Raw genomic sequence first — 20,531 nt, 5'->3', positions numbered from 1 at the left:
CTGATGGCGGGACCATCCATCCTGGAACGCATTCGTGGAGGAAAAATGATGCGGGGCGCGGATTGAGCTTCGCGGGCCGTGATTTTTTGGGCGGCCACATCGCACAGCGCTGTCGTGCGGGCGAATCGCCTTGCGGCCAAGTGGCGGCCGCGCCTGAGATGCGGTTGCGTGAAAGTTTGACTTGTCAGCCCGTCTAAATGTTGACTACTAAACTCATGTTTCATAGTCACCGGGCAGTGGTCACTGGAGACCATATCCCGAAAAGCAGGGCACGCCGTATTGCAGAGAGATCGAGAGCCCCAGCAGAGAGCCGCGCCCGATCGCTTGCGCAGCCGAATGACCCGACGCCATGCGCTCGGGCTTTTCATGCTGCCGTTCGCCGGCATGGGGTCTTCCACGGCTGAAGCCCGTCCGTTGCGCATCGTCTGCCTGGATGACGGGTTGACCGAGACCTTGCTCATGCTCGGCGTCAGCCCGGTCGCCATTGCCGATCGGGAGGTCTGGGAGAAATGGGTGGTCGAGCCGCGGCTGCCGCCCGACATCGCCGATCTCGGCACGCTGCTCGAGCCCAATCTCGAATTCCTGCAGCAGCTCAGGCCCGACATCATCCTGTCCATGCCATATCTCGACGGCATCAAGCCGCTGCTCGAACGCGTGGCTCCGGTGACGACGATCGGACTCTACACCGAAGCCGGGCAGCCCTATCGGCGCGCGCTCGAGGCGACGCGCCAGCTCGCCGGGCTTGTCGGCAAGGGAAGCGAAGGCGAAGCGCTGATCGCGGCGGCAGACGCGTATTTTACGGAGATCCGCCAGCAACTGGCGCCGCTTTCGGCACGGCCGATCTATGTCGTCAGCTTCCTGGACCCGCGCAATGTGCGCGTCTACGGCGCAAAGAGCCTGTTTCAGGAGGTGTTCGACCGCATCGGGCTCAGCAACGCCTGGACGGCCGAGACCAATTATTGGGGGTTTTCGACCGTCGGCATCGACGGGCTGGCAACATCCAGCGATGCGCGCCTCGCCTATCTCGAACCCTTGCCTGAGGGCGCCGGCGGCACGCTGACCGAAAGTCCGGTCTGGAACGCCATGCCCTTCGTGCGCAACCGCTCGATCATGCGCCTTCCCGCCGTCCTGATGTTCGGCGCGCTTCCCTCCGCCACCCGTTTTGCTCGGGTCCTGGCGTCGGCGATGACCGCGGAGGCCGCCCGTGGCTGAGGATGCTGCGGCCATTGCCCAAGGGGGAAAGCATGCATCTGCCGGCCGGGCCTCCGCGTGGCGCTTTTTCAGCAATCAGCCGGTAGGCGCGATCCTGCTTTGCGCGGTGCTGCTCGCGGCAGCGTCAGCGGCAACCGTCTCGAACCTCACCGTGCAGCTGCCATCGGCGCTCTGGCTCCAATCGCTCGCCGCCCCCGACATCGATGACATGCGGCAGGTGCTCGTCCACTACGCCTTCCTGCCCAGGCTTGCCGTCAGCCTTTTATGTGGTGCCGCGCTCGGGCTTGCCGGAACCGTCCTGCAACAGGTTCTGCGCAACCCGCTCGCCTCGCCCGAAACGGTCGGCGTCTCGGCCGGCGCCTATCTGGCGCTGGCGCTGGCGACGCTTCTGTCGCCTTCCCTGCTTGCCTTCGGCCGCGAATGGGTGGCGCTGGCTGGCGCATTCATGGCCCTTGCCGCCGTCTTCGCTCTCTCCTGGCACAAGGGCCTGTCGCCGCTTTCGGTGGTGCTGGCGGGGCTTGTGGTCAGCCTTTATGCCGGCGCCATCGGTGCCGCTCTCATTGTGCTGCGGCATGAATGGCTGGCCAGCCTGTTCATCTGGGGCGCCGGTTCGCTCGGCCAGCAGGACTGGTCGACGACGCTGTGGCTTTTGCCACGCATCGGCACTGCTGCGCTGGCGATCTTCCTCATGGTGCGGCCCCTGACCTTGCTTGGCCTCGACGATGAAGGCGCGCGCAGCCTTGGCGTGCCGCTCGGCGCCTATCGCTTCGCCGGACTGGCTGCCGCCGTCGCGCTGATTGCCTTTGTCGTTGCCGCTGTCGGCGTCATCGGCTTCGTCGGCCTGGCCGCGGCGACGCTCGCGCGCATCGGCGGTGCCCGGCGGCTGGGCCAGCAACTGGTGATGGCGCCGTTGATCGGCGGGGCGCTGTTGTGGGCTGCCGACCAGGCCGTGCAGATCGCTACCGGGCCGCAAGGCGACCTGCTGCCGACCGGAGCGATCACGGCACTTCTCGGCGCACCGCTGCTTCTCTGGCTGCTGCCGCGCCTTGCGCTTGGCTCGGAAGCCCCGTCCTTCATGGCCGCGCGCCTGCCGCGCGCAAGCCGGCCCGGCCTTATGCTGGCGGCGATCGGCCTGGCTCTGCTTCTGCTGCTCGGGCTGGCCCTGCTCTATGGACCGGGTCCGCATGGCTGGACCTTCGCCTTCGGCGACGAGTTGCAGCCTTTGCTGTCGTGGCGGTGGCCTCGCGTGCTTGCCGCGCTGAGTGCCGGGGCGATGCTGGCGCTTGCCGGGCTGATGATGCAGCGGCTGACCGGCAATCCGATGGCGAGCCCCGAAGTGCTTGGCATCAGCGCCGGTGCCGCGCTCGGCATGATGGTGGCGCTGTTTGCGCTCGTCGATGCCGGACGTCCGGTTCAGACGGCGGCGGCAACCATAGGCGCCTTCGCCGCTTTGCTGGTGACGCTGGCGATCGGCCGCCGTGCCGCCTATGCGCCGGAGCGGCTGCTGCTCGCCGGCGTTGCCCTGACGGCCTTGTTCGACGCGCTGATCTTGGTGCTCACCGCCACCGGCGATCCGCGTGCCATGCTGCTGCTCAACTGGCTGACCGGCTCGACCTATGGCGTCGATGTCGGTGATGCCTTGCTGACCGGTGGTATCGCCGTCTGCCTCTTCGCGCTCGCGCCTTTCTTCATGCGTTGGCTCGACATCCTGCCGCTCGGCTCCGCCGCCGTTCAAGGCCTTGGCATCAACCTGAAGAGGACGCGGCTTCTCGTGCTGCTGGCCGTCGCGGCACTCACCGCGGCCTCGACGCTGATCGTCGGTCCGCTGACCTTCATCGGCCTGATGGCGCCGCACCTTGCCCGTCGCCTTGGCCTCTCCCGTGCGCTGCCGCAGGCCGTTGGCGCGGTGCTCGCCGGCGCGCTGATCATGGTCGCCGCCGACTGGATCGGCCGCACCGCCATCTTCCCACGCCAGATCCCGGCCGGTCTCGTCGCCACGCTCATCGGCGGCCCGGTGCTGATGTGGCTGCTGCGCCGCCGCTGACCGTTTTGCCCCTGGAGATATCCATGTCCAAGATATCCATGTCCAACGCGACGCCAGCCCTGATCGCCAACACGACGGTCCACGATCTTGTCCCGGCGCAGGGCGGCGCCCCCTGGCGGATATTCCTGCATGTGCCGTCCGGGGCGGTGCCCGAGGCCGGCTGGCCGGTCCTCTACATGACCGACGGCAACGCCGTCATCGGCACGGCGGTCGACGCCATGCGCGCGCAGGCCTTCTATCCCACGGGCACCAATGTCGGCTGGGGCGTCATCGTCGCCATCGGCTATCCCGTCGACGGCGCGTACGACCCGCTGCGCCGATCCTGGGATCTCGGCCCGCCGCCGGGCAAGACCTATCCGCCCTTCTACGAGGGCACGCCCGAAGTCCGGACCGGTGGGGCAGGGCAATTCCTTGCCTTCATCGAGGACGAGCTGAAGCCGTGGGTTGCCAGTCGGGTCACGGTCGATGCTAGCCGCCAGACGCTTTACGGCCATTCCTTCGGTGGCCTGTTTGCGCTCTACGCCCTGTTCACGCGGCCTTCTTCCTTTCAGACCTGGATCGCGGCGAGCCCCGCCATCTATTGGGAAGAGCGGGCCATCGACCGCTTCCTCGAAACCTTCGAGGCCGCCGTTCCCGATGGTTTGGCGGCGACCATGATCCTGTCGGCCGGCGAATACGAGACCGAGAAGCTGGCGCCGTTCCAGATTGGCGCCGAGGACGAGGAAAAGCGCCTGCAGCAGAAGAAGGTGACACGCACCGACGCATTGGCGCGGGCGATGGCGGAGCGTCTCGATGCCGTCCCGGGCATGTGCGCCAGCTTCGAACTGCATGCCGGGGAAAACCACATGTCGATCCTGCCGGTCACGGTCAATCGCGCGGTACAGGCGGCGTTTGCGGTGCGGAAGGATACCGCCCTTTGCTGAACGCCGCAGCAAGGCGATCGGCGCCTCGCGCTGTCATTCCTGTAAAGGGGAGGCGCTCAATCGGCGATAGGAGACGCCGCCGAAGTTTGCCGTCACAAAATCCGTGACGGACATCTTGCGCTTGCCTCCGTCGCTGCAGGCGTAAACCGGCCACCCGGCATCGCTGCATTCTCTGGCAGCGCAGATGCGCACCAGGCAGTTCCCGATAGTCAGCCGGAAGCCGCCCTTGCCGGCGAAGCCCTGCAACAGGCTGCCGTCCGCCGAGCGCCATGTCCGCGCACGGAATTCCGCCCGCAAAAGCAGTGGTTCGAGAGGGGCCGCAAGGTTGGTTTCGCCGGCTCGCCCTGCGAGCTGCAGACGGAAGCGCGCCATTGCCGTCGCGTATGCGGTCACAAGATCCGCTTGGCGAAAATAGGCGGTTGCCAGGCTTGAGCGGTCAAGCAGATGAGACGTCCACTCGCCTGCCTCTACGGGCCTCAACAAGGCAACAAAGGCAAGAAAGGCGAAGCAAGCTCGTGACATTTCCAGCAGCCATATCTGTCTCGGCGTGCCGGTTTGCCCCCCGGTTGCCCTCCCATAACATCCCGCCAATCGGCGCCTGGCGCAAGCCGCTTGCCAAGGCGGTTCAAAAGGCCGCCGAGCAAGGGCGCCTGGAGCCGAAGACGGTGACCCGCATCGACGAACCTGTGCGGGCGATGGCGAGGGGGTGGCGGTGTTTGCGGCAAGGGATATTCACCAGCCCAGCGTTCCCTAGCCGATGCGAGCCGGCGGCAGCTCGAACAAAGTGGCGCCGTTCTCCCGGCCGCGCTCGACATAGCCGATAACGCCGAACCATCTTGCGACATCAGGCCCCTGGAGCCAGCTGCGCGAGTGGATGGCGAGGTTGCCGGCGAGCGCCTGGATGTGCTTGATATGCCGCTTGCAGAAGCGAACGGTCGCGGCACGGAAGAAGTCCTCCCGTGCGGCGAACAGCGTGTCGGCGGCGTCGCTGTTCTCATGCCAGGCGATAATTGCCACGGCCTTGTCGCCCTCGACAAGCGCGTGCGCGCGGCCCTCCTTCAAATTCATCATCAGATTGTCGTAGGCGATCTTGCTGTCCTTGCCGGCCGCCACATATTCGTCCGACATCCGCTTGGACAGACCGCGAAAGACATCCTCCAGATCCCCAAGCGTTGCTGCGCGTGCTCTCATTTCTCCTCCTGACGCCCCGGCAGGCAGTTTGCCCTAGGGTTGAGGGGTGGCCAAGCAAATTAAATCCGCCGGCGGGCTAATGTGCGCAAAGTGATTCCACTTGGCAAATGTGGGCGGCGGCGCGACGGGGTGTCCAGAACGGACCTTGGGAGAATGGTGCCCAGAGGCGGAATCCAAGTGAAGGAAATCTAACTTTATTTTCAAACAACTACGGCCACGCCGTGGCAAGGACTACCAACGGAAATACCAACAAAATATTTCTGTGGATGGGTTCGATTCCCGATGACTCTCGAAGCATCCATATGTCGTGCCCCTCGGCATGGTGTAGTTGGCAGCACTGGTCGCCGTGCTCTCTAGCATTGGCCAGGCTGATCAGCGTGCGATCTGGCAGGCTGATCAGGGATCATCGCTCATTTGGCCGATCCTTTCCAGATGGGATCGATGCCAACCTTCCAATGGGCTTCATCTGAGCGCGTGACGCTTTAGGCTCGATTGAGGCTCGGTAATTGCAACAACGAAAACTGGATCAGCATCCAGTGAGTCAGATGGAAAAGCGGGGCTTCACGCGGCGGTGCGCAATAATACCCGGGACTCCGCCGCTCACCACAGGGACAAGGCTCGGTGCTCCTTCCATTCGCGGCTTGACCGCGCCTAAAGCTGGACGTCGTCGCTCGACGGGAGCCGCGGCCATGCCTAAACCCTGACCCTCGGATCGCTGGTCCCATCGTCCCAGTTGCTTCGGTGGCCGAGCTTCACATTATCCGCAACTTTGGCAGTCGCGGGCAACAAGGGGGCGTGAACCGTCAAAAGGGCACGGCGACAAGTCACACCCGTGACAACCAAGTGGACATTTGTGGATGCGCTGTTGCCCTTTGCTTCCACTGTGCATAGAAGCACTATGCTGCGGGCTATACAGGGTTGGGTAGTAGGGCGTGGGTTCTAAATTCGAAAAACTAAATAGGTTGCGCGAGTCTCTGCGCGAGTCCAACCATGATTTTCGTGCGAGTACCCAGCTTTTCAGTAGCTTAGACGTCGCAAAGATTGATCGCGATATGGATCTCGCTGGTCGCGGGAAGGAACGTGGCGAGGCGAACCAGCCGCCAAAGACCGCCAAGAATCTCGATGATGTCGAACATGCCATCATCGAACGAGTCGAGGACGAGAAGAAGGCTTCCTATCATACTCTCGAGGACAGTTTGCAGCTTCTCGGCGGGCGCCTCGCCGGTCTGGATTTCGAAGAACAGTTCGGTCTGATCCGCCAGGCGAACGCAGCCAGCGTGTCGGACTTCAAAGCTTCTGTAGCCGTCGGTCTGGACGAACTCCACGGACTGAGAAGGGCTCTCAACGACGCAGAGAAAGAGCACGCTTGGTTTAAGGGAAAGCACGGATTGGTTCGTGCCGCGCGGGTTCAGCACGGGGCGGCTCACGTCTTTAGGCTCTCGCTTTTGCTGTTTCTGTTTCTTATCGAGACCGCAATGAACGGCAGTTTCCTTGCCAAGGGTAACGAGCAGGGTCTGTTTGGCGGTATTCTCGAGGCCGCGGCATTCTCCTTCATCAACATCGGCGCTGCCTTGCTACTGTCGGTTTTCTGCGCTCGCCTGGTCACCCACCGGGCGGTGCTAGGAAAGCTGGTGGGGATAGCATCGATCATTTTTTACGTCGCCCTGGCCGTCACCATAAACCTCGCATTGGCGCACTATCGAGAGGTGAGTGGCTCGCTCGCGGATGGTGCCGGCACAGAGGTCATTCGCAATATGATCGCGAATCCAGCGGGCCTCACAGACGTGAAGTCATGGTTGCTCTTCGCCATCGGCCTCATGTTCTCGATTTTCGCGTTTATCGACGGCTGGTTCGTGTTCGATCCTTATCCCGGGTACGCTGGCGTCGAAAATCGGCTGGTCGCCAGGCGCGAGGACTATATCGATCGCAAGAGGGAACTGATTGAGGAGCTTCAAGACGTTCGCGACGACCACAACGAAAAGGTTGAGGAGATCGTCAAGGAACTTGGCAGCCGCCGTAGGGAGCACCGCGCGATTGTCGATCATCGCTCGAGGCTTCTAGCGCTTTTTGCGCAGCATCAGGACCAGTTGGAGCGAGCCTGTAACCAACTTCTATCAAAGTACAGGGAAGCAAATATCCAGGCCAGGACCGAGCCTGCCCCCAAGCATTTCGGGGCGGCTTACAAACTCGACCCCATAAAACCGCATATTTCGGGTGACGGGGAGTGGAGCGAGGGTGACGTCGGCGCATCGATCCGCGAGGCGCAGGACGAGCTCAACGCTCAGGTCCGCCTCATCGGTCAGGAATGCGAGCGGGGGATTGAGCAGTACCGCGACCTCGACAAGCTCCATCCGGACAACGTGAATGGCTAGGCGGTCTCGCAGACGCAAGACGGGCCAAGCAGGCACGATCTTCGCGGCTGTCCTCCTTGGCATCCTGTCCATCGCGATGTTGGGTGGCTTTGCCTGGATCTGGTCAAGATCGGGTAAGGGTCAGATCGACGCCAGCACGAATTGCCCGTTGGGCGGGCCAACCAGTCTTACGGCGGTTCTCATCGACGCCACGGATCCGATTTCGGCAACGACGATGACCGATCTGAAGAATGAGTTCCGCAAAACCATCGGAAAGGTAGAGTCCGGCGGCTATGTGAGGATTTACACTCTGAACTCTGCCCCCGGCGACCTGACAGTGATGTTCGATGGATGCAATCCGGGCGATGGGTCAACGGTGGACAGTTGGACGAACAATCCGGCGCGACGCCAGAAGAAGTGGGAGGACGCCTTTGGTGATCCTTTGAGCAAACTCCCTGACCAAATTCCGAATGGTGACTCAGCAAGCCAGTCTCCAATCATGGCCGGCATCCAGAAGATCAAACTGTCGCTCTTCGATAGCGGCCTCGCCAAACAGGACAGTGCAAAGCGTTTGGTGGTTGCGTCAGACATGATCGAGCATACGGCGCTTTATTCGCAGTATCGATCGGGGCTCGACTACCAGAAGTACCTCGCAAGCGCTGCCGATCGGACCTATGGCACCTCGCTCGACGGGGTGAGCGTCACAATTCTCTACATCGACCGGGCAAAGAAGCCATTCAAGTCGCTCGACCAGGCCGAGTTCTGGACTCAATGGGTCCAGAACCATCACGGAGAATTCGAGAAGCTGGTTGGCTTAGAGGGGTTAAACTGATGGCCAGGAAGCGCGACAATGCCCTGTTGGGCCATCCGGGCTTTCCGCTCGTTGTATTTGCGGCGCTGACCTTTGGCGGCTGCATCTTCATCGCCATTGCCAAGCTGTCGGGTGTGAACCCAATAGTGGGGTCGGGCATACCGGTTTGCCTGATGTTCTTCTATTTGGGTGTATCGGTCTTCACGGGGAAGCTTAGGCTGCACGACGAGCAGACCGGCGACAACCTCTATTACATGGGCTTCCTGTTCACTCTAACGAGCCTCGGGGTCTCGCTGTTTCAGTTTGGCTCGGAAGGCTCGACCGAGACCATCGTCAGGAACTTCGGTATCGCTGTTACGTCGACGATCACCGGCATTGCGCTCAGAATTTTCTACAATCAGATGCGACGCGATCCTGCCGATATTGAGCGAACGGCAAGGCACGAACTCGCAGATATGACGCGGCGGGTCAGAGCCGAGATGGAAAGCGTGACCAGGGAATTTGCCGACTTTCGTCGCGTCAGCCACCAGATGCTGGAAGAAGGCTTCGCGGAGATTGCCGTTCAGGCCGAGCGGAACGGCGAGCATATTAGATCCGCCCTCGACAAGATTGCGATGGAATCCATCAAACCGGTCCAGGAGGCGTCAGGCAAACTGAGCGATGCGCTCAAGGACAACTTCGGTCAGGTCGAAAGTCAATTCTCGTCAATCGCGCAGCGTGTCGAGGCGGCCGCCGATTTGCTCGACAAGGCCAACGGCTCGATGTCCTCGTCGGTGAGCAAGCTTGGTGCGCAAGCCGACAGCGTAGCCATGAAACTAGAGAAGGTTGTCGTCCCGGACGAGGTACTGAAGAACGACCTGGCGCCAATGGTGAAGCTTCTGGGCAGCGCTGTTGCGCAGTATGCGGTGAAGACTGAGACCGCCTCCCAGGAACAGCAAGCGCGTATGACAGGTCTGGCTGATGCAGTCGCCAAGGTGGCGAGTGGCGTGGAGCGGGCGGCAGCCGCGGCAGAGAAGACCGCAGAGACTGTTCAGGCGGGGCAGCGATTGACCGAGGCGCTTGCGGCGGTAGTGCAGAAGCAAAGTACGGACACCAGTGAACTCGTTGCAACGCTGGCGGAAAAGAGTCTTCAGGTCTCGCGCCCGAACCACTCCGCCAACGGCCCAATAGCAATCGACCCAACGCCTCCGGTGATGCCTCCCGCCAGTGTCGGCGAAGAGGCGCCAATCAAGATTTCCGACACCCCGCACGACGATTCCTTCGAAACTTTGAGCGGCACGCCCCAGACAGAGAAGGTTGAATCCCCGAGGAGATCCGGTTGGTGGGGCAGGTGAGCGACGGCGGAACATCAGTCGCTTTCGAGCGCAAGGGCTATGGCCGCGGGCTGATCCTTGGCTTGACGATGGCCGAGACAATGCTGCTTTTGGTGTTCTGCCTTCTGTTGGCAGCCGGCGCCATCATACACAAGAAGGAGCAAGAGGCTGCGGAGGCGCAAAAGATTGTCCAATCCGTCGAGGAGAAGGTTCGCAAGCTCGACGACGAAAACAAGCGGCTGCTTGCCCAGCTGAACGCATTGATAAAACCGGCGACGGGAGGCAATGTGCCCGACCAGGAATGGCGTGAATTGGTCCTGGCCAAAGAGGCCGTGGAAACGATCAAAAAGGCAGGCCTTACGGTCCAAGAAGTGGCCAAAAACGCCCGGGTCACCAAAATCCTTACAGACAATCACGTCGACCCCGCGCAAGCCAACGTGATGATCGAGCATATGAAGGTGCTGAAGGAGTTTGGCTATGTCGGCGCTGGCAAGACATCGAATGACCTTTCGGAAGCGCTGAAGAAAGCCGAACAGCCTGTCTTGGCTGCAAAACCACACGATTGGCCGCCGATCATCAGTCTTAGCGAACTCGATGGCTATAACTTTGATACAGGAAGCGCGGAGCTTTCCGGTCGGTTCAAAACGAAGCTGCGCGATCTCTCGAAGACGATTGCGGGCATCGCAACATCATACGGTGTCGACGTAATCGAAGTGATCGGTCACACGGACGAGCAGGCAATGTCCGGCGAGTCATCGAATATGGACAAGGGGCTGCAGTCGGTTTTGGCCGGCAAAATTGAGGTTGGTTCCCTTCGCCCCGCCGACAATGCGGGCCTTGGACTTGCGCGTGCGATATCGGTTACCCGTGTACTCAGCGAGATGCACGACCTGGATGGTTTCACGATCCTGCCGATGTCGGGGGGGCAGTTGATCCTGCCTGGGGACCATCTGACGAACGGAGCGCAGACTGGTGACGTGAAGGCAAGACGGCGAATTGAAATTAGGGTGAGACAGCGTTCCCACGAAACGGACCTCGCGCCGGCTCAGGGATCGAAGTCATGAGTGGGAAAGAATGCTTGTGACCTAGCGTTCACAGCAATCAGATGGGGGCTCAGGGGGATGGGTTTTTACCTTCGCAAATCGGTCAGCGCAGGACCGTTCCGGTTCAACTTTTCATCGGGCGGCGTTGGCGTCTCCATCGGCGTGAAGGGCCTTCGGATCGGGACAGGGCCACGGGGCCATTACATTCATGCCGGCGTTGGCGGTCTCTATTATCGCGGCACGCTCGGAAAGGCCGGCGCAAAAAACATCGCTCGACAGCCGGCGCCTCAAACGCCGCAGATACAGCCGCAACCGTCAGCGCCGGAACACGTCGCCGATGGTGTCATGATGAGGGAGATCGAGTCCGGCGACGTGATGGACATGCGCGATGAGACCTCTTCCGATGTGCTGGACGAAATCAATGCCAGGCAGTCCCAAAGGCGGCTCTCCGTGATACTGGCAGTCTTATTCGGCATCGTAGGCTTCCTCGTCGGCAAAGCGATCGGAGGTGTAGGGCCGGTGCTGGGGACAGGTGCCTTTCTACCGGGCATGCTGATAGGCAAATGGTTTGACGGCTATCGCCGGGTGAGCGTGCTTTTCTATGATCTGGAACAAGACGCCGAGGCTGCCTATGGTAGGCTGGTGGCCGCTTTCGAGACGCTCACCGGTTGCGCCGGAAGGTGGCATGTGGCGGCAGGGGGCAAGATCGAGGATCTGACGACTTGGAAGCGCAACGCCGGCGCTAGCATGCTGGTCGATAAAAAGCCGACGACACTTGCAAGCACCTTACCGGTCGTTGTTCGCAGCAATGTCACGCCGCCTTCAATTCACGTTGGCCGACAAGTGCTCTATTTCATGCCGGACCTTGTCCTTGTAAAGGACGGAAACCGGTACGGCGCGGTCGGCTATGGCGACCTTCGAACTCAATTTGCACCGAGCAATTTCATCGAGACCGGCCAAGTTCCGTCCGATGCTCAGGTCGTGGGACATACTTGGGCACATCCAAACAAAAGCGGCGGCCCCGACAGGCGGTTCAAAAACAATCGGCAGATTCCGATCTGCCGATATGAGGCATTGCGTCTGTCTAGCGCGAGCGGGCTGAATGAACTCGTTGAATTCTCGAAAACGAATGTCAGTCAGCCATTTTGTCAGGCTATATTAGCATTGGCCCAAGTGCATGGCGCAGCCCGAACGTCGTCGCCTTCGGCGGGGCAGCGGAGCCTGACGGCTGGTTTCTAAACGAGCGAAGCTGGCCCGATCCGCGCCCCGACAGATTAGCAGAGGCCCTCGCAAGGAATCCCGTCGCCATCACGGTCCAGCTTCCTGCCCCATGAGCAATTGTTAAGGTACCAATGCGCCTCTTCGCAGGAGGAAATCTGAGAGCAGTAGCGTCGAGGCTGGCAGGAATAGCTCTGCGCTATCTTACTTGGGGTGATCACACCCAACTTGCGGTTCGTTGACGGCTTTGGATCGTCAGAATGATCGGCGCGCCAGTCCCATGGCGCTTCGAACTCACCAGTCCACAATCCGACTTTCGCTGCTTTCGCTTGCGCCTGCTGTTCAGCATACGCGCCGTGGCTGTAGCGAGGCCAATCCAGAGCCTGACCGTGTTTGACCATCCAGGAACCAACACTGGCGCCATCGGCCCGGCGACAATCGCCGACGAAGCGGTGATACCTGTCCCATGCCACGAACGTGCATTGTGCCGGACGAGACCCGGCCAAAAAGGTGTCTAGAGCCTCGGCGGATCGACGCCCGCAGGGATAATCCAGGCCATTAGCATCTTTGCACAGCTGCCGGCTTTCGGGTGCATCGATACCGTTGAAACGGATACGCTGACCGTGGATCTCGACCGTGTCACCATCCACAACCGAGGCCGTCCCCATGATGGTCGGTCGGCTTGCAGTGGTCCAGTCGGCGATCACTGAGCCAAGTTCCCTGTGGTTGCCTCCCGTTAGGGAAAAAAGGGCGTAGGCTGAAGCAGACAAGCCAGCGACTGCTAGGGATACGATGGCAACGGTCCGGCCGCGGGAAACGTGGCTGAGGAAACTTCGCCGACCGCGCCTTAGACGCGACCGGTGTCGGTGGGATTGCCGATCGTTCTTCAACTGCTAGCTCCCCGCACGAGAAAAGGCGTGCCTGACCTACCGTGTCTTTCCCTTCTTCGCCGGCGCCTTATCTGCCGCGGCTGCCTTACGTCCAAGTCCCATCGATTTGGCGAGAGCCGAACGGCTCTGCGAATAATTCGGAGCTACCATCGGATAGTTGTGCGGCAGCCCCCATTTTTCCCGATACTCGTCGGGTGTGAGGCCGAAATGAGTGGTCAGGTGTCGCTTGAGCGACCTGAACTTCTTTCCGTCCTCGAGGCAGATTATATAGTCTGGCGTCACTGATCGCTTGGGGTTAACGGCAGGGAGCTGTGTTGGCTTTTCAGGTTCGATCGGCCGACCAATACGTGCCAACGACGAATTCACACTCTCGATGAGATCCGGCAGCGATGATACAGGGACGGCGTTTTTGCTGACATAAGCTGAAACAATGTTGGCCGTGAGCTCGACGACTGATCCCAAGTGGTTATGATCTTCGTCAGCCAATTCGATGCTCCACAAATTACCCAACGCAGCTAGTTGTCTCCGACCATATTTCAAAGGGCCGATCGGCCGAATCCAATCCTGCACGAACTATTGTTTTACTAATAGAGGACGGAATGCGAGGCCAGCCTGGCGAGAGCCAATTTTCTCTGTATACAGTCGAGCTCGCGGCTTGAGAAGAGGCATATCACCATCCTACACTAAGGGTATCAAGTAAGGGGCGCAGAAAGTGAAATCTTCCACGCCCGCTGGTAACCTTACGGCGCCCGGGAGAGATCGTGTTGTCAGATGGCAGCCGAGTGCTCGCCAGAGCTTGCGACCGCGGAACCCGAAAGTTTTCCAATAAGATCATTAAGTTCCAAACAGTGTTGGTTGGTGCTGTTGGTTGGAACAAAAGAGAGACAAGCAGGGCCAAAGTGAGGTGGTGCTATTGCGTCTCTGGGTTGGGCAATTGTTCCATACGTCCGGAGTGGAGCTATTGCTTGAGATTTGAGGAGAAGGCAGCCCGTCGGATCGGTTTCACAAATATTGAGGCCTAGCCGGCATGAAACCTTTTATTCACAAATTTCAGAAGCGGCTGGTTTTTTTGTTGCGACTGCCATTGCGTAGGTTCTATGTGTTTCGTTCTGCGCGGGGGGTGTAGTTGTCTGACGTCGAAAAATCGGTCTTCCAAAGCGACCTGCCTCTGAAGGAGAAACTCGAGCGCGCCAGGATGGAGTTGCTCGATCTTTCCGCCCGCAACCGGCTATTGAACGTGCCGCGGTTTTCCAAGAGCGCGAAAACGATCGACATCGTCGATGAGCGGTCATCCGAGGTCTATCGTTTGCTGGCGAACGAAGGGAAGGTTTTTACCTTCCTCGCCGGCAAGCCCGATAGACCGAGGGCAGGCCAAGAAAGTACCGCCACGGAAGACGACATTGATTTCTCCCCCATTTCCCTTGCTCAGCCAGAGGACGATGACGTCGACGATAGGGGGGTGTCTGCGCGACATTCAGACACCAAGCTGCAGACGCGGATGACCCCAACCGGGCTACAACGTCGACTTCTTGATCTCTACCATGATGCCAGGACTCTAGAAGAGGAGCAGGGCGTCAACATCCTCTTTTTAGCTCTGGGGATGCTGAAGTGGATTGATCCCAACAACAAAGAAAACATTCGTCAAGCGCCGCTCATTTTGGTGCCGGTCCGGCTCGAGCGAGGAACGGCTGGAGAGAAGTTCCGGCTACGCGCCAGGCCAGAGGATCAGAGCGCGAACCTTTCCCTCGAGCTCTATCTCGATCGGATGCACAAGCTCGCCATGCCGAGCTTCGACGCGGGAGACGACTTCGACGCCTCAAAGTATCTCAGTGCCGTGGCCGAAGCGGTTTCAACCAAAGAGGGTTGGGAGGTGCTCCGGGACGACATGGTCCTGGGCTTCTTTTCGTTCGCGAAGTTCTTGATGTACCGGGACCTTGATCCCGAGATCTGGCCCGAGGGCTCCAAGATCATCGAGCAGCCGAAGATCTGCTCGCTCCTTTCAGACGGCTTTGAAGCACGCGAGCCGTTGATGTCGGATGATATCGCGATTGATCCGCACATCGCGCCTGCGGAGATGTTGCATATCGTCGACAGCGACAGTTCCCAGACGCTCGCGATCCACGACGTAAGAAAGGGACGCGATCTTGTGATCCAAGGTCCCCCCGGCACAGGAAAATCGCAGACAATTGCAAACGTTATCGCGTCGGCCGTGGCCGACGGAAAGACCGTGCTTTTCGTTGCCGAAAAAATGGCCGCGCTGGAGGTCGTGAAGCGCCGCCTCGACAATGCCGGGGTAGGGGACGTGTGTCTGGAGCTCCACAGCAACAAGGCGAACAAGCGCATGATGCTGGAGGAGCTGCGTCGTACCTGGCAGCTCGGATCGCCTCGAGGACAATTCCCGTCTGCGCTCACTGATCAGTTGTCGCAGGCGCGCGACAAGCTCAATGCGCATGCCGACCGGATGCATGTTCCGTTCGGCGCATCCTCCCTGACCCCTTACCAGGTTTTCGGCCAGCTAACCCGGCTGAGGCAGAACGGGCAAAAGCCCGTAGATATCGAGCTCGAAGGTGCCACCGATTGGACGAGTGAAGGCGTTTCGTCACGCCGGAAGCTTCTCGACGAGGTCTCTCAACGGATCAACGAAATCGGGCTACCCATCCACCACCCCTGGAGAGGGGTAGGCTTGGATGTCGTACTGCCAACCACCGTCGAGCGGCTCGTCCCGCGCATCGGGTCGTTGCTCGATCAGGCGAAGGCCGTGCAGGCAAAGCTGATCGACATTGCCGCGCGGATCGAAGCCGAGGCCCCGCGAATTCTCAGCGACAGCGGCGACATAGAAGATCGCGCAGAACTGCTCGCGTCCGCACCAGAGCTCCCCGCCGACGCGTTGGTCTCACCGGTGTGGGATGACCATCCTAAGGAGATTGCATCACTTCTTTGGACAGGATCGGATTTCGCCCGCAAATTCGAAGACCTTTCGCAGCATTTGGCGACGACGGCGATCGACACGCCAATTGAAGATCTCGAGACAGAGCTTGCAACACTGCCATCGGACTTTCCCAAAGACGGCTTTGTTCGCGCGCACCAGCTGACCGTTCTGCTCCCGCGCTTGCGGGATGAAGCGGAGCGGTTGAACCAAGAGCTGGGGTCAACGGTTGTACCAGACACGCTGGCAGGTCTCGTTAGACTAATCGTGACTGGGGAGAGAGTTGCGGCCGCCCCTGACGCAAGCCCCGAAGCGTTTGCGGCAACCGTTTGGGACTCAGGACTTGAACAAGCGGCGGAGCTTGCCGAGAGCGTCGCGGCGCTTGAGGCGGTTCAAGCAGAACTGAAGGGAAAAGTTGCCGATGCTGCCTGGAATACGGACGTAGCACCGACAAGGCAAGCCCTCGCCACCCATACGGGACTGTTGAAGGCGTTGAGTGGCGACTACCGTCGCGCCAAAGCCCTTCTGCGGTCCCTTCTGGTCGATCCCAACGCGCCGTCGACGGAGACAGTGCGTCTCCTAGACTTGTTGATGAAGGGGCAAGCCGCGGCCGCAAGGGTTCGTGATGGCGACGCATTTGGTCGTTCCGCCTTTGGAGCAGATTGGCGCCGTGAGAAATCCTCGTCGGCACCGCTCTTAGCTCTAGTGGAATGGATGCGCACGCTAAGGGGGCTTGGCTCGGAACCGCGACTTATTGCTGGTCGGATGGCCGAGCGCTCCGAAGCGGGCGCGCGGGCGGTCCGGGTTCGCAAGGTGATCGATATCGGCCGGCCGATGATCGAGGGTTTCTGGAACGATCTCGGCCACCTCGCGCCGTCCGTGCTGGGTGATGTGGCTTCCGCCGAGCGGGCTTCGCTGCAGCTGATGGAGGTCAAGGCGCGATCCGTGGCTCAAGCGGACGAAGCGTCTCGAGTGGTTCTGGCCAGAGTGCCAGATCAGTTGTCGCATCGGCTGGAGCTTGTACGGCGCCTGGGCGCGCTGCAGAAGCTTGCTCAAGAGATCGATGCTGCTGAAGGCCTTGGCAGGTCCTCATTCGGCTCATCTTGGCTCGGCCGAGGATCCAACTGGGCCGCGCTTACGCAGGCTGAACTCTGGTTGAAAAACAAAAGTGCACTCCGACATCTGGTCGCGCGTCTGCCTGACAGGGTCGAGATCGCAAAATCGGCTCGTGCGACGCGAGAAGCGACCCAAGCCGCGGCGCTGCAGTTGAAGGCGCTTGCGGGGGCTTTGAAAGCGGATGCTTCGTCTTTGTTCGGAGTAGGCGATTTCTCTGAGGTCGTGATTGCCGAGTTGATTGCCCGATTGGAGGGCTGGGTCGAGCATCAGGAACAGCTCTCGAAATGGGTTGCCTACGAAGAACGATCTGAGAGCGCCCAAAAGGCGGGACTAGGACAGTTGATCGGCGGCCTAGCCAACGGCCAGGTTCCAATCGCATCGGCGCGATCGGTCTTCGACATGAGCTTTTACGAGAAAATGCTCACGGCGATGGCGAATAAGGAGCCGGAGCTCGGCAGGTTTGACGGCGAGCTACATTCGAGGGCTGTCCGCGACTTTGCGGATTTGGACCGGCAGAGGATCAAGGCTAGCGCCATCGAGGTCGTAACCGCGCATCATCGCAAGATCCCGTCAAGGGATGGCGGAGCTGGGCCTGTCGGTTTGCTTCGATCTGAGATGGCGCGCAAAAGAGGCCATATGCCTATCCGGCAGTTGATGCTGAGGGCAGGGCCCGCTGTCCAGGCGTTGAAGCCGGTATTTATGATGAGCCCACTTTCGGTGGCGCAGTTCTTGTCGCCCGGTCGAATGTCGTTCGACCTCCTGGTTATGGACGAAGCGTCTCAGATCCAGCCGGTGGACGCACTCGGCGCAATTGCCAGAGCGAACCAGGTGGTCGTCGTTGGTGATGAACGCCAGCTGCCGCCGACGACATTCTTTGCGAAGATGACGGGCTCGCAATCAGAAGATGACGAGGGCGAGGGTGCGCAGGTTGCTGACATCGAGAGCATTCTCGGGCTCTTCACGGCCCGCGGTTTGCCACAGCGCATGCTTCGCTGGCACTATCGCAGCCGACATCAATCGCTCATCGCCGTGTCGAATAGCCAGTTCTACGAGAACCGGCTCTTCATCGTTCCAAGTCCGTATACCCAAGAGGCCGGCATGGGGCTGCGGTTCCATCACGTGCCGGACGGAGTGTTCGATTCAGGCGGGACAGGGACGAACCCGATTGAGGCGCGGGCTGTAGCAGAAGCGATCATCCGTCATGCGAAGTCGAATCCGCAAGAGTCTCTTGGTGTTGCGACTTTTTCGGTCAGCCAACGCCGTGCGATCCAAGATGAGCTCGAAGCGCTGCGGCGGTTGAATCCGGATACGGAAGAATTCTTCCACGCCCATCCGAGCGAGCCGTTTTTCGTCAAGAACCTGGAGAACGTTCAAGGTGACGAGCGGGATGTGATCATGATCTCGGTAGGGTACGCGAAGAATGCGCAGGGTTACATGGCCATGCGCTTCGGCCCACTCGGTTCGGAAGGCGGCGAGCGTCGTCTCAACGTCCTCATAAGCCGGGCCAAGCGAGCTTGTGAGGTGTACGCGTCCATAACAGATGAGGACATCGACCTAGAGCGAGCAAAGGGCAAGGGCGTCTTCGCCTTCAAGCTCTTTTTGCACTACGCGAGGACCGGACGTATCTCGCTTGCGCAGACGACGACCCGAGAGATGGATTCCATCTTCGAGGAACAGGTGGCCAACGCATTGATCGAAAGAGGCTATCAGGTCCATGCGCAGGTGGGTATCGCAGGCTTCTTCATCGATCTTGCAGTTGCTGATCCGGAGCGGCCAGGGCGCTATCTAATTGGGATCGAATGCGACGGCGCCGAGTATCACTCCTCGCGCTCCGCCAGAGATCGGGATCGGCTGCGACAGGCTGTGCTCGAAGACCATGGCTGGATCATACATCGCATCTGGAGCGCCGATTGGTTCCAACGCCCGCGCGAGCAGCTCGAGCGGACGGTGGCGGCGATCGAGGCTGCAACGAGAGAACTTGCTGAACGGGCGGAGTTGGGAAACCAGAGAAGCCGTGCGGCGGCTGTACAAGTCGTGACGGTCGACCGAGGTAGCGTCACCGAAATCGGCTTGGAAACCGCGAACGGAGCCGCGGAACCCGATCGGGCCTACGCGGAAGCCAGTGTACAGAAACCGCCCGGCCAGTTTGAACTTCACGAGACGCCCACCGGTCTTCTGGCTGGGTTGGTCGAGCAAGTCGTGGCTGCGGAGACGCCAATCCATCTCGACGAGGTCGTATCGCGTATCCGGGATGCGTGGGGCCTACAGCGGGCCGGCGGTCGAATTCAGGACGCAATTGAGCGTGGGCTTGTTGTCGCCGAAGCGCGGGGAGCGGTGGCGCGGCGAGGCGACTTCTGCTTCAAGCCTGGCGCGCCTATTCAGCTACGGGACCGCAGCGGCGTCATGTCCCCTGGATTGCGTAGGCCCGAAATGATCTCGTCGGAGGAAGTTGCCCAAGGAGCCATCGAGGTGGTCAGATCCAATCTCGGCGCGACGGAGGCCGAAATTGGAACGAGCATTGCCAGGATGCTGGGCTTCAAAGCCGCAAGCGCGCAATTGAGGCAATTGATTTCAACGGCGGTCGCCGCTGCTGTAGCCAAGGGATCGTTGCGATACCAAGACGGGCTGCTGATAGACGGCGCAAACGGTCAGTAAGACATCAGCGCGCCACTCCCAGCAGGCTGATGAGAGGATCATCGCTCATTTGGCTGATGGTTTCAGCGTCATCTATCTGGCGCGCTGCACGGCCAATTCATCGCTACGTTCGAGCAGGATCGCGCCCGCGAGGCGGACGACAGTGTCGTCGTTGGTGAATATTCCGACGACCTAGGCGCGCCGCTTCCTATCGCCGGTGAGGGGCTCGACGGATTCGTACCGGTATGATCACTGACGGTGCCGTCCGGTTCACCCGCTGGAGATGATGTTCGGCGTATGCGACCATCCGGGAAAGGAGCACCGGGAGCACGCCAAGTGCGGGCAAGTCGATCAATTGGATCAGCTGCGAGCTCGCACCTGGAGATCGGAAGCTGGAGCCTTCCCGGGAGCGCGCGCAGACTCATCATCTCGTCGGTCACCTCCTTCGAAACAGGTTGGCGTGATTAACAACCTACCGGCGAACTGTCGATGACCACCGCAAAGCCGATCGCTCGCTACGGCGCTGTTGAGGGCGCGCTCGCGAACGGCTTCGCTACCGCCGAGCTTCCCGTTCCTACCGCTCGTGCGGCAAGCGCTCCTCCCACAGCCGTTCTCGCAGCCTTTGCCGATCGGCTCCGAGGTGGTCGACTCGTGAGCGAGTCGACCGTGAATGGGATCTTTTTTATTTACGATGAGCCAGCTGGCAAAGTTGCGAAGGACACCTGCATGCTTCCTTGCGGTGCCCGCGGCGGTCCCGCCGCCCTCGAGGGCCTTCTCAAGCCCCGAAATAAGGGCAACATCATCGGAATCGAGAGGCTGCCGCTTCCCACGAAGCCCAGTTGACTGCGCCGGCTGCGGC

General features: G+C 60.5%; 13 protein-coding genes. 9 read left to right on the top strand and 4 right to left on the bottom strand.

Features of this window, described 5'->3' with window-relative positions; genetic code table 11:
- Positions 1-336: 336 nt before the first annotated feature.
- The 3 genes from MESCI2_RS0122675 to MESCI2_RS0122665 are packed head-to-tail and all read left to right on the top strand — an operon-like array spanning position 337 to position 4,179.
- On the top strand, positions 337-1,212 hold the full coding sequence (locus MESCI2_RS0122675; protein WP_032901213.1) for an ABC transporter substrate-binding protein: 876 nt from the start codon (positions 337-339) through the stop codon (positions 1,210-1,212).
- Complete coding sequence (fhuB, locus tag MESCI2_RS0122670) at positions 1,205-3,256, top strand: Fe(3+)-hydroxamate ABC transporter permease FhuB (RefSeq protein ID WP_027038559.1); 2,052 nt, start codon at positions 1,205-1,207, stop codon at positions 3,254-3,256. The genes MESCI2_RS0122675 and fhuB overlap by 8 nt, the downstream gene beginning before the upstream one ends.
- A gap of 23 nt (positions 3,257-3,279) precedes the next feature.
- Complete coding sequence (locus MESCI2_RS0122665; protein WP_027038558.1) at positions 3,280-4,179, top strand: alpha/beta hydrolase; 900 nt, start codon at positions 3,280-3,282, stop codon at positions 4,177-4,179.
- 33 nt (positions 4,180-4,212) lie between these two features.
- On the opposite strand, the gene MESCI2_RS0122660 is transcribed toward MESCI2_RS0122665, so the two are convergent.
- On the bottom strand, positions 4,213-4,551 hold the full coding sequence (locus MESCI2_RS0122660) for a hypothetical protein (RefSeq protein WP_081738853.1): 339 nt from the start codon (positions 4,549-4,551) through the stop codon (positions 4,213-4,215).
- 378 nt (positions 4,552-4,929) lie between these two features.
- On the bottom strand, positions 4,930-5,370 hold the full coding sequence (locus MESCI2_RS0122655) for a hypothetical protein (protein ID WP_027038556.1): 441 nt from the start codon (positions 5,368-5,370) through the stop codon (positions 4,930-4,932).
- 932 nt (positions 5,371-6,302) lie between these two features.
- On the opposite strand from MESCI2_RS0122655, the gene MESCI2_RS0122650 reads away from it, so the two are divergent.
- The 5 genes from MESCI2_RS0122650 to MESCI2_RS01000000135160 are packed head-to-tail and all read left to right on the top strand — an operon-like array spanning position 6,303 to position 12,127.
- Entirely contained in the window at positions 6,303-7,742 is a 1,440-nt protein-coding gene (locus MESCI2_RS0122650; protein ID WP_027038555.1) for a hypothetical protein, read from the top strand.
- A complete protein-coding gene (locus tag MESCI2_RS0122645) occupies positions 7,735-8,553 on the top strand; it encodes a hypothetical protein (RefSeq protein WP_027038554.1) in 819 nt (272 codons plus the stop codon). The genes MESCI2_RS0122650 and MESCI2_RS0122645 overlap by 8 nt, the downstream gene beginning before the upstream one ends.
- Positions 8,553-9,866 (top strand): hypothetical protein, encoded by a 1,314-nt coding sequence (locus MESCI2_RS1000000136240; protein WP_050596639.1) that lies wholly within the window; start codon positions 8,553-8,555, stop codon positions 9,864-9,866. Before MESCI2_RS0122645 ends, MESCI2_RS1000000136240 begins: the two co-directional genes overlap by 1 nt.
- Positions 9,854-10,909, top strand: coding sequence for a hypothetical protein (locus MESCI2_RS0122635; RefSeq protein ID WP_245270430.1), 1,056 nt, complete (start codon positions 9,854-9,856; stop codon positions 10,907-10,909). Before MESCI2_RS1000000136240 ends, MESCI2_RS0122635 begins: the two co-directional genes overlap by 13 nt.
- 57 nt (positions 10,910-10,966) lie before the next feature.
- Entirely contained in the window at positions 10,967-12,127 is a 1,161-nt protein-coding gene (locus MESCI2_RS01000000135160; RefSeq protein ID WP_050596638.1) for a DUF4236 domain-containing protein, read from the top strand.
- 35 nt (positions 12,128-12,162) lie between these two features.
- On the opposite strand, the gene MESCI2_RS1000000137225 is transcribed toward MESCI2_RS01000000135160, so the two are convergent.
- Together MESCI2_RS1000000137225 and MESCI2_RS1000000137220 are read right to left on the bottom strand one after the other, a co-directional pair.
- Positions 12,163-12,813, bottom strand: coding sequence for a thermonuclease family protein (locus MESCI2_RS1000000137225; protein WP_245270428.1), 651 nt, complete (start codon positions 12,811-12,813; stop codon positions 12,163-12,165).
- A 219-nt stretch (positions 12,814-13,032) separates the two neighbouring features.
- Positions 13,033-13,482: a MucR family transcriptional regulator gene (locus MESCI2_RS1000000137220; RefSeq protein ID WP_081738855.1), complete on the bottom strand. Its 450-nt coding sequence runs from the start codon at positions 13,480-13,482 to the stop codon at positions 13,033-13,035.
- A 640-nt stretch (positions 13,483-14,122) separates the two neighbouring features.
- Here MESCI2_RS1000000137220 and MESCI2_RS0122625 point away from each other — a divergent pair.
- Complete coding sequence (locus MESCI2_RS0122625; RefSeq protein ID WP_027038552.1) at positions 14,123-19,693, top strand: DUF3320 domain-containing protein; 5,571 nt, start codon at positions 14,123-14,125, stop codon at positions 19,691-19,693.
- Positions 19,694-20,531 lie beyond the last annotated feature (838 nt).

The sequence above is a fragment of the Mesorhizobium ciceri WSM4083 genome (assembly GCF_000519305.1).
Classification (GTDB): domain Bacteria; phylum Pseudomonadota; class Alphaproteobacteria; order Rhizobiales; family Rhizobiaceae; genus Mesorhizobium; species Mesorhizobium ciceri_B.
Note: the sequence above shows the minus strand (reverse complement) of the source record. Positions and strands in the feature narration are given on the sequence as shown.

Bases quoted from the DNA above. Each gene is read 5' to 3' on its own strand.
- MESCI2_RS0122675 (WP_032901213.1), top strand. From the start codon at position 337: ATGACCCGACGCCATGCGCTCGGGCTTTTCATGCTGCCGTTCGCCGGC.
- MESCI2_RS0122665 (WP_027038558.1), top strand. From the start codon at position 3,280: ATGTCCAAGATATCCATGTCCAACGCGACGCCAGCCCTGATCGCCAAC.
- MESCI2_RS0122660 (WP_081738853.1), bottom strand. From the start codon at position 4,551: ATGGCGCGCTTCCGTCTGCAGCTCGCAGGGCGAGCCGGCGAAACCAAC.
- MESCI2_RS0122655 (WP_027038556.1), bottom strand. From the start codon at position 5,370: ATGAGAGCACGCGCAGCAACGCTTGGGGATCTGGAGGATGTCTTTCGC.
- MESCI2_RS0122645 (WP_027038554.1), top strand. From the start codon at position 7,735: ATGGCTAGGCGGTCTCGCAGACGCAAGACGGGCCAAGCAGGCACGATC.
- MESCI2_RS1000000136240 (WP_050596639.1), top strand. From the start codon at position 8,553: ATGGCCAGGAAGCGCGACAATGCCCTGTTGGGCCATCCGGGCTTTCCG.
- MESCI2_RS01000000135160 (WP_050596638.1), top strand. From the start codon at position 10,967: ATGGGTTTTTACCTTCGCAAATCGGTCAGCGCAGGACCGTTCCGGTTC.